Here is an 8,601-nt window from a genome sequence, read left to right as displayed (position 1 = left end):
CGCGCTGCAACGACGCGCACAGAAAAGCCGATCACGGCCACTGTCAACCATCAGTTGGGATCGAACTGTCAAGCATCACCCGGGATCGGACAGCAAGCCGGATAGCGAGTGAGTAGAAACCTTCTCTACGGTTTCAAGGCGCGCTGCGCGCGCTGCCCGGCCAACTGGACCAGGCAGCGCTCCCGGTGCATCAGATCATCGCCAACCCGGCCGCCAGAACACCGAGCACGCGAACACGGACACCCCTCCTGACCTGCCCACAGCCGCGCCCGATTGGCCCCCAACAGGCCAGCCGCAGCACCAGGTCCACGAGACAGGATGAGGCAGGCCGCGGGCGAAGCAGCACACGTAGACACTGGGGCGTCTGTGTTCCCGGCCTCCTGAACTGCGGTAGCAGTCAGATCAAAGATCTGAGGTACCGCGCAAGCGCGGCGGCGCCGGGCGGGCGCCGTCCGCGCTTACCCCCTCCATGTCTTCGCCACCGGGGCCGCACGTCCGTCACCCACCCGCGCCCACAAAGGGGCGAAAGACCAGGCCGGGGCTGGGGACGGACGGCTCCACGGCTTTAGCCACCTCCCTGGTCCGGGACCCACGCCGAACAAGACCAGGGGGCCAATCGGGCACAACAGCGGGCAGGCCAAGGGCTGCCCGATTTCGCGGGCCAGCGTAAGGCCCCCTGATCATGCCCGGCCCCAAACCAGGCAGGACACCGGCCAAAGCCGCTCCACCGCCCGCGTGGTCGGCACCAGGCCACAACCGACTCCGCTCACGAAAGCGGGAACGGTGAGTCGGCGCGCCGAACTTACAGAGCCGAGCGGGCTCAGATTAACGATGCGCTGTGCCATCACGGTGTGTTCAACCATTACCCATAGCCTCACAATCGCCTGACCCGCCCTGCGATGCCCTCCGGTTAAACGTTACATCATCTAAAGCATCTTCTCAGGAGATGGAAACCGTGGTAATCCTATTTCAGGGCAAACGGCTACGATGGCTCGTTTGCTCCCGAACTTGCCACTTAACTGGCCTAGTTCGCGGATGCATGTCGTATAGCCAGAGAGGTGAATATGGCAATCCGAAATAGAATCGGCAGGTGTGCTGTCGCCCTGGTGTTCGCTTGCACGGCGGCGCTATTGCCGAGTGCAGCATCAGCTGACTCGACAGGCGGGCAGTCAGTCATTTCGTCCGAGCGTCCGTCTGTGAAGTCAAGTCCGTCAACGGCGGCAAACCCGGTAATCACGGGCACGTTGGAAGCTGGGAAATGGAAGAAAGTCGTGTGGGGGTGGGGTTGGTACTCCGTCGACTACTACGCCAGCATCGGCGCGTCGGGGGGTAAAGCGGATTGCTACACTACCCCCATTCCCTGGCCGAGGAGCTCCATGCTGCCGGCTAGGATCTCGCACACAGCGCGTGGATACGGGGATTGCTGGCTGTACTCCCCAGTAAAGACCAATTACACCCTCCATACGCTTTTCCCGTGAGCAACTGCACACGCCAAAGCGTCTAGCCCACTGGTGTTGGTGCGCTTGCATGGAACCCCCACTCACGGCTGGTGGGGGTCTACCAGTCCAAGGCGATCTCCTTTATGGCGCGGTGTGGCGGAGCGTCCGGGTCAGTGGAATTCGGCGGAGCTGACCGTCACGAGTCCCAAATGCATGGCTGACCACCACATCAGACCTCAGCGACCGCCCCACCGGTAGGTCGCATCGAGGGGATCAGTCCGTGCCACAACCGTGCCAGATCGGGCGGAGAGTCACGGGGAACTGCGGCGGCTGGCGGGAAGCGTGCCCAGCTTCCGCCGGACACTGCGACCCGCAGGCCAGCGCCCAACTCGCCCCACCTCGCTCCTAAAGCGGGTGTCGCAGGTTCGAATCCTGCCGGGGGCACAGCCAGAAGGCCCCGGACCGATCATGGCCCGGGGCCTTCGACATCTACTTCTGACATCAACGCAGGCGCTCACTCACGACCGGGCCGCCTCTTGAGCAGCCGGTCCACGTGGCTGATCGCCTCGCGTTGGGTGTCCTGGACGACGTGCGTCTGCACGAAGCGGTCCTCGACCGGATCGACGAGTGCGGCCTGCTGGAAATGTCCAATCGGACAAATTTCCTCGCCGCAGTGCTGGTGAATCTGCTGGTCGGGCCCCGCGCGCTCGCCGTCACTGCCGTATGGGCGCAGGATGGAGATGAGGGGAGCTGGTGTGCGGACTCGGCAATTTCGGAACGCCGGGGCGCGACAGTTGAAGGAGGCGCGACCATGCCCCAGTTCATGGACGTTCACCACGGGATGAAGGGCATCACGGCCGACCAATTGCGGGAGGCCCACAGCGCGGACCTCGCTATCGAGAAGGAGGAAGGCGTCCACTTCGAGAAGGCCTGGGCGGATCCGGAGTCGGGCACGGTCTACTGCCTCTCCGACGCCCCCTCGGCCGAAGCGGTCCAACGAATCCACGAACGCACTGGTCATCGGCCCGACGAGATTCACCCGGTCCCCCTGACCGTGTAAGTAAAGTCCCACTCGAGGAGAACCACAGGCGAGGCTCGGGCTCACGCCCACTAGGTCGGCGTAGCAGCTTTGGGCGGGAGCTTGCATGGGGCGAGAGATGGGGGCTCGTACGCTGGCCGCGAAGCGCGAATCGGGCTGACTCCTCGCCTGCCCGTAATAACGATATCGGCCCCGATCTTCGAGGCTCGCCCCATGGTGGGGCCGGCGTGTGGGGCCGGGGTCGCGCCCCTCAGCCGGATGGAGATCCTCGGGCACAGTCAGATCAGCATCGCGATGGACGTCCACACGCCCCCCAGAGTCGCGGCCGATCAGGTCCACAGGCCTTCGCTGCGGCCGGGTCCGCGATCGTGGTGCGGTGCGTGCGGCGCAGTCGGAACGCCCGCCAGGCGGATGCTCCGCATCACGCGGCGATCCGCTTGCGGTTGACGCGCTCGCCCCCCTCGCGGAGTTCGGCTCGAGATCCACGTGCCTCGGGTGTCCCGGATCCGGGGTCAAGGCCCGTGAAGGCCTCGCCCATCACCATGGCCATCAGCAACCCGGAAGAGCCGAAACGGCCCGCCGAAGAATCCGACGGGCCGTCAGGACGTGCGCCCCTCGACAGTAGGCGAGTATCTGGCACCGAGGCCCTCCACGCATCGGCCAAGAGAGGCCGACCACCTGAGGGGAAATCGGTTGTGGCCGGAGGCGGCACCGGCTCAGGCGAACTGCCGCGACGCCGAGCCCCCGAACCCGACTACCGCGGCCAGACAGAACGCTCTTTTACGTGACCATCGCGCATACAGCGATGGTTTGGAAGGAGAAGGTACTCGTTCCGTCATTACGGACCTGTGCAAGCCAGCTTTGAGGCGTATCCGCCGTAGATTCGACGACCGTTGGCAGGCTGCCCGCCACGGGGCCAGTATTTGGGCCGCCACCCATGACGAAGGTGCCTGCGGGGCACGTCACGGTCTGACTGACAGTAGCGCCGGGAGGGACGTTTACCGGGCTTCCTACAGCGAGCGTTGTGGTCAAGGTGTCGGCGCCGGTGGCACCTGTGGGCCCTGTTGGGCCCGTAGCACCTGTGGGCCCTGTGGATCCTGTTGGTCCTGTGTCGCCCGTCGGCCCTGTGGGTCCCGTGTCGCCCGTCGGCCCTGTGGGTCCCGTGGGGCCAGCAGGCCCGGTCGCTCCCTTGCACTTGTCCCAGCCGCCCTGCGCAAGCCAGGGATATTCGCCGCTGTCGAGGGGGGCACAGCGGTCGCCGGGAGATGCCACGGGATGGCCTGGCACTGTCGATGTCCGCTGGGGTAGAGCATTCGCCAGCGATGGAGTGAGCACACCAGAGGACACCAATGCCATCGAGGCCATGAGGCCGGCGGCCAACCTCCTCGAACGACGGGGAAGGGGCCCGAACCGGGAGTGAGGACGCATCACATTCCTGACTTTTAGGGATCGGTGATCCGAGCGGCGACAGCCCAGGCCTTCACGTCTTTTCTCAAGGACGGGCTGTTCGCTTGAAACAGTGGAGGGCACTCCATGGGGTGGATCAAGCAGCGCGCGCGGTGAGCCGCACCGTGAGCGGGCGACTGGGTTCAGCAATCAGCCTTACGGAGCATCTGACCTCGCCGTTTCGCTTGGGATCGGCGGTCGGCGAGACGGAAACGCGAAAAAGCCTTCCTGATTCTGGGACGTAACCTTTCAGATCAACTATCCAGCAGACAGGCCAGGGTGAAAGAGGCTCACTGAGCCCCGCACCCATCAACCGAACCGGACGCAACGCTCTCTTTTCACGTCAACGTCGCGCATACAGCGGTGGTTTGGAAGGAGCCGGCACTCGTTCCGTCATTACGGACCGCTGTGGACCACCTCTCACCCGCGAGTGGGTGAGATTCGACGACCGTTGGCACAAAGCCCGGCGTGGGGGTGATATCGGGGCCGCCACCTACGACGAAAGTGCCAGCGGGACACGTCACAATCTGACCAGTAGTAGCGCCGGGAGGGACGTTTACCAGGCCTCCTACAGCGAGCGTTGTGGTCAAGGTGCCACCGGCGCCGGTGGCACCTGTAGGCCCTGTGCCCGTAGCACCTGTGGGCCCTGTGGATCCTGTTGGTCCTGTGTCGCCGGTCGGCCCTGTGGGTCCCGTGTCGCCGGTCGGCCCTGTGGGTCCCGTGTCGCCGGTCGGCCCTGTGGGTCCGGTGGGGCCAGTAGGCCCGGTCGCTCCCTTGCACTTGGCCCAGCCGCCCTGCGCAAGCCAGGGATATTCGCCGCTGTCGAGGGGGGCACAGCGGTCGCCGGGAGATGCCACGGGATGGCCTGGCACTGTCGATGTCCGCTGGGGTAGAGCATTCGCCAGCGATGGAGTGAGCACACCAGAGGACACCAATGCCATCGAGGCCATGAGGCCGGCGGCCAACCTCCTCGAACGACGGGGAAGGGGCCCGAACCGGGAGTGAGGACGCATCACATTCCTGACTTTTAGGGATCGGTGATCCGAGCGGCGACAGCCCAGGCCTTCACGTCTTTTCTCAAGGACGGGCTGTTCGCTTGAAACAGTGGAGGGCACTCCATGGGGTGGATCAAGCAGCGCGCGCGGTGAGCCGCACCGTGAGCGGGCGACTGGGTTCAGCAATCAGCCTTACGGAGCATCTGACCTCGCCGTTTCGCTTGGGATCGGCGGTCGGCGAGACGGAAACGCGAAAAAGCCTTCCTGATTCTGGGACGTAAGAATGTGTCCTATGTGGTGAGGCGGATGAGTCGTTATACGTCAAGGAGCGCACGTGCGCTTCACACATGCTGCGTTGACCGTCGGGCTCGCGGTTGCGACCAGCCTGCCGCTGGCGGGGACCGCCAGCGGGGGGGACGGTGGAGGCGGGCCGTATCACCGCCACGGACTACTCTGCGGGGACGCCCGCCACGGTCGCGCTGGACCCGGCGACGGGCTCCGTCACCACCACGTTCTCCCAGGCCGCAGAGGACGGGGTCCTCTCACCCAAGGGCTCCCGGGTCGCATACATCCAGCGCCGGGACACGTGCATACCGCAGGATGAGGGCTGCATGTACGCCCGCGACCTGGTGATCGCCGACGCCAAGGCCGAAGGATCCTGGAACTCACCGGATCCCTGCCACTGTTCAGGACGTCTCCCGAGTTGCCCACGCCACGGAAAGAATCCTGAAGCCGACTCCACCAGGACCAGCTTCTCGGGCCGGAGCGGCCAGGCCACGAACTCGCGGCGCCTCGCACGACGGTAGGTGCAGCCGGAGAGAGCGTTACGGCCAGCCGCGTTCAAGGCTCCCTCGTGGCGTCGTCTTCGGATGAGGCCGGGAGCGGGGTGCGGCAGGGAGGTGCGCCGGTTCCTTCGCGCGTGCCCGCCCCGCCCCCGGTTGTCGCACACCTACCCCCGTTGACCTTTTGGATGTCTTCGCCCGATCCGATGCAGCCAGCGCCTCGCCGTCAGGAACATACGCAGGGCCCGACCGCCATGGTCGGGCCCTGCAATGGTGTGTGCGCCGGCTCAGCTCACCACCGGTACCAGCGACCGCGGCTCCCGCCGGCGGGGGTGGAGCGCATGACGAAGCCGAGCAGCCACAGCACGAGGACGGCGAGCGCGACCCACCACAGAACCTCGACGGCGAAGCCAGCGCCGAAAAGAATGACCGCGAGAAGCAGAACGAGAAGCAGGGGAACCATTGATATCAACCTCCTGAGCACCCGTTTGCCCGGCCAACTCTCAACCAATCCCCAGTTGTGCCTTGTTTATGAAGGGAAAGCTGGGGCAGAGTAGATACCCAAACACAGCTCGGGTTCGGGCTCCCAGCGGGGTTGGTCCAGCCGCAGGACTGCTTGAACAGCCGGAAGGTCGGTTTTCGGCAGCTTGCCGTCAGCGGATGAGATGCACCTCGACCTCACTCACGGTGTCACTGGTGTTGACGGCCTCTACGTAGCCCTTGGCCGTGCGGTACTTCCCGGTGCCTCCCGTGATCGCCAGGGTGATTTCACCTGCGCCGGACTCGGTGATGGGGAACACTCCCTGCACGGTGAGCTGCCCGTCGGGCAGTGTGAGGGTGACCTGGCACTGGAAGGTGAACCCTCCGCTGGACTCGACGCGCGTCACCGTGCAGACCTCGTCGTACCGTCCTACCTCAGAACCGGACCGAAAGACGGTGCCGGTGGCGACAAGCTCGTCCCCTTGACTGCTTCCAGTGGGGTCCACATCAATGAAGTTGGCCGCGGTCACCACCGTCGTCAGATTGAACACCTTCGTCTTATCGTTCGACGGCTTGGGGCGGCTGGTGTCGGGACTCGGTGTGGCTGCCGCGGCCACGGAAGCGCAGCAGAGAGCAGCGGCCAGGCCGGTGACCGCACTCAGACCAAGACGTTTGATGTGGCGCATGATGCGTCTTCTGGGGTGAAGCGCGGGCATGTGACCCTGTGTCACAGAACGGGGCCCGCTTCCCGGTCAGCATCCGTTGAGCGACGAGCCCCAGCCGCCCCAGGCACGCATCCAGGTGACGGGAACTCACGGGGCGCCGTCTTGCCGCTACTGGCCGCGCCGCAAGCCCTCGGCTTCAGCTACTCCTACAACCCAAGCGAGACGCTCGGCGCCTGCCCTCAATACTTCAAACCGGCTCTCGGCTGCGAAGCGACTCAAAGGGCGAGCTCCCGATTCTGCCTCTCCTGCGCATAACGCCTCCCCGACCACCGATCTGACGGCACACAACCCTCGATGGCATCCGCCCGCCCGCCACGCTCAGACGGCCCGACGGGGGGTCCCGTCGGGCCGCCTCACGGACTCCTGGTCCTGGCAGTGCCGCCACCAGGGAGATCTCAGCTGGTCACAGTGCCCTGGTGGAAATACAACCGCCAGCCCGTCTGCGTCAGACGCCACAGAGAGCTCCGCCATGTCTGACGTCCCTGGTTGTCGGCGAAGTACGTCAGATGGACGACGCCCGGGGCAAGGACGACTCCAGACATTTCGCTGACCTTGACCGGAGACTCCGGGGAAACCGAGCCGCCGCTCGTCACCGTGAGGATCGACTCCACGTCCCACTGGCGTCCAGAAGCCCCGATCTCGGTGAACTCCGGATCCAGAAGTTCCAGGACACGGGCCGGGGAAGCGCGCACCTCGGGATCGAGAAGCCGAGTCTCCCCTTCGATGGCCGCTTGCACAGCCCGCTCGCTCTCATCCGCCATGGTGGAACCCTACGAAGGCACTCTCCCCAAGACACAGCGAATTGTTCACCCGACGCGGCGTCGCCCACGGCTTCGGACTGGGTGAGGCGCACCTTCGCCTGGCTGCACCAGTTCAAACGGCTCCGCACTCGCTACGAACGAAGCGCCACCACCGCGGGGGGCGTCCTGCTGCGTCGTAAGCACATGTGCCGAGGGCCGCACCCCAGCGCGGGGTACGGCCCTCAACCGCTGCACGTCGTAGCCATGGCATCAACCATGAACAGGTTCCGGAACCATGTCGACCCCCCAACCAACGGCGTCGGCTTGCAGGTACGGGTCCACGCGGACCGGGACCCACTCACGGAGAAGGAATTCGGGCGAGCGAGCCGAGCCGCAACTACCCCAAGCCCACCTTCGGTGCGCTGAAGGCCGGCAAGCTCACGGCGGAGACGGCTGGAGATGCTCTACGGGGTGGCCGCTCCGTGCGGCCTGTGGGGCCATCCTTTGTGGGGACGTCCTTTGTGGGGGCGGTGGCGTAGTTCGATGGTGACGGTCACCGGGTCGCTCGTGGTGGTGGCGCCGGTCGGATCGGTGGAGACGGCGACGAAGGTATGCACGCCGCCGGCCTTGGCGACGCGTCCGGAGCAGTTCCAGTTTCCGGATGCGTCCACGATGGAAGTGCAGATGGTCCGTTGGCCTTCCAGGACGGTGACGGTCCTGCCCGTCTCGCCTGTGCCGGTGAAGGTCAGCCGGCAACCGCCGCGTCCCTTCCCATCGGTACTCCGCGGCTCGGGGCAGTTCCTGATCGTGTCACCGTCCTGGGGGCTGGTGATCACCGGGGCGGTGTTGATCGTGATGGTGATCGGTGTGCCGTCGGTGCTGCGGCCGAATTGGTCGGTGGCTCGGGGCAGGACGGTGTGCGGCCCATCGCTCAGGGCGACAGCAGGGGCGCAGC

General features: G+C 65.5%; 5 protein-coding genes and 2 pseudogenes. 3 read left to right on the top strand and 4 right to left on the bottom strand.

Going from position 1 to position 8,601, the window contains the following annotated elements; all coding sequences use genetic code 11:
• Positions 1 to 2,250: 2,250 nt before the first annotated feature.
• Positions 2,251 to 2,499 carry an SCO4226 family nickel-binding protein gene (locus tag ACFV6V_RS26415; RefSeq protein WP_385569588.1) on the top strand — a complete coding sequence of 83 codons (249 nt, stop codon included), beginning with the start codon at positions 2,251 to 2,253 and terminating at the stop codon, positions 2,497 to 2,499.
• Positions 2,500 to 2,712: 213 nt separating this feature from the next.
• Positions 2,713 to 2,787: pseudogene (locus tag ACFV6V_RS26410) on the top strand (oxidoreductase); the annotation flags it as partial.
• A gap of 3,206 nt (positions 2,788 to 5,993) precedes the next feature.
• On the opposite strand, the gene ACFV6V_RS26405 reads toward ACFV6V_RS26410, so the two are convergent.
• The 3 genes from ACFV6V_RS26405 to ACFV6V_RS26395 form a co-directional block, all read right to left on the bottom strand.
• A complete protein-coding gene (locus ACFV6V_RS26405; protein ID WP_385569585.1) occupies positions 5,994 to 6,164 on the bottom strand; it encodes a hydrophobic protein in 171 nt (56 codons plus the stop codon).
• Positions 6,165 to 6,354: 190 nt separating this feature from the next.
• Positions 6,355 to 6,867 (bottom strand): dirigent protein, encoded by a 513-nt coding sequence (locus ACFV6V_RS26400; protein ID WP_385569582.1) that lies wholly within the window; start codon positions 6,865 to 6,867, stop codon positions 6,355 to 6,357.
• A gap of 434 nt (positions 6,868 to 7,301) precedes the next feature.
• Entirely contained in the window at positions 7,302 to 7,667 is a 366-nt protein-coding gene (locus ACFV6V_RS26395; RefSeq protein WP_385569580.1) for a DUF4440 domain-containing protein, read from the bottom strand.
• 14 nt (positions 7,668 to 7,681) lie between these two features.
• Between ACFV6V_RS26395 and ACFV6V_RS26390 the strand changes: the two are divergent.
• A pseudogene (locus ACFV6V_RS26390) lies at positions 7,682 to 7,835 on the top strand (IS5/IS1182 family transposase); the annotation flags it as partial.
• Between the two features lie 275 nt (positions 7,836 to 8,110).
• Here the strand turns inward: ACFV6V_RS26390 and ACFV6V_RS26385 are convergent.
• A partial coding sequence (locus ACFV6V_RS26385; RefSeq protein ID WP_385569578.1) for an Ig-like domain-containing protein occupies positions 8,111 to 8,601 on the bottom strand: 491 nt, incomplete at its 5' end.

It is taken from the genome of Streptomyces sp. NPDC059828 (assembly GCF_042731955.1).
Lineage (GTDB): Bacteria > Actinomycetota > Actinomycetes > Streptomycetales > Streptomycetaceae > Streptomyces.
Note: the sequence above shows the minus strand (reverse complement) of the source record. Positions and strands in the feature narration are given on the sequence as shown.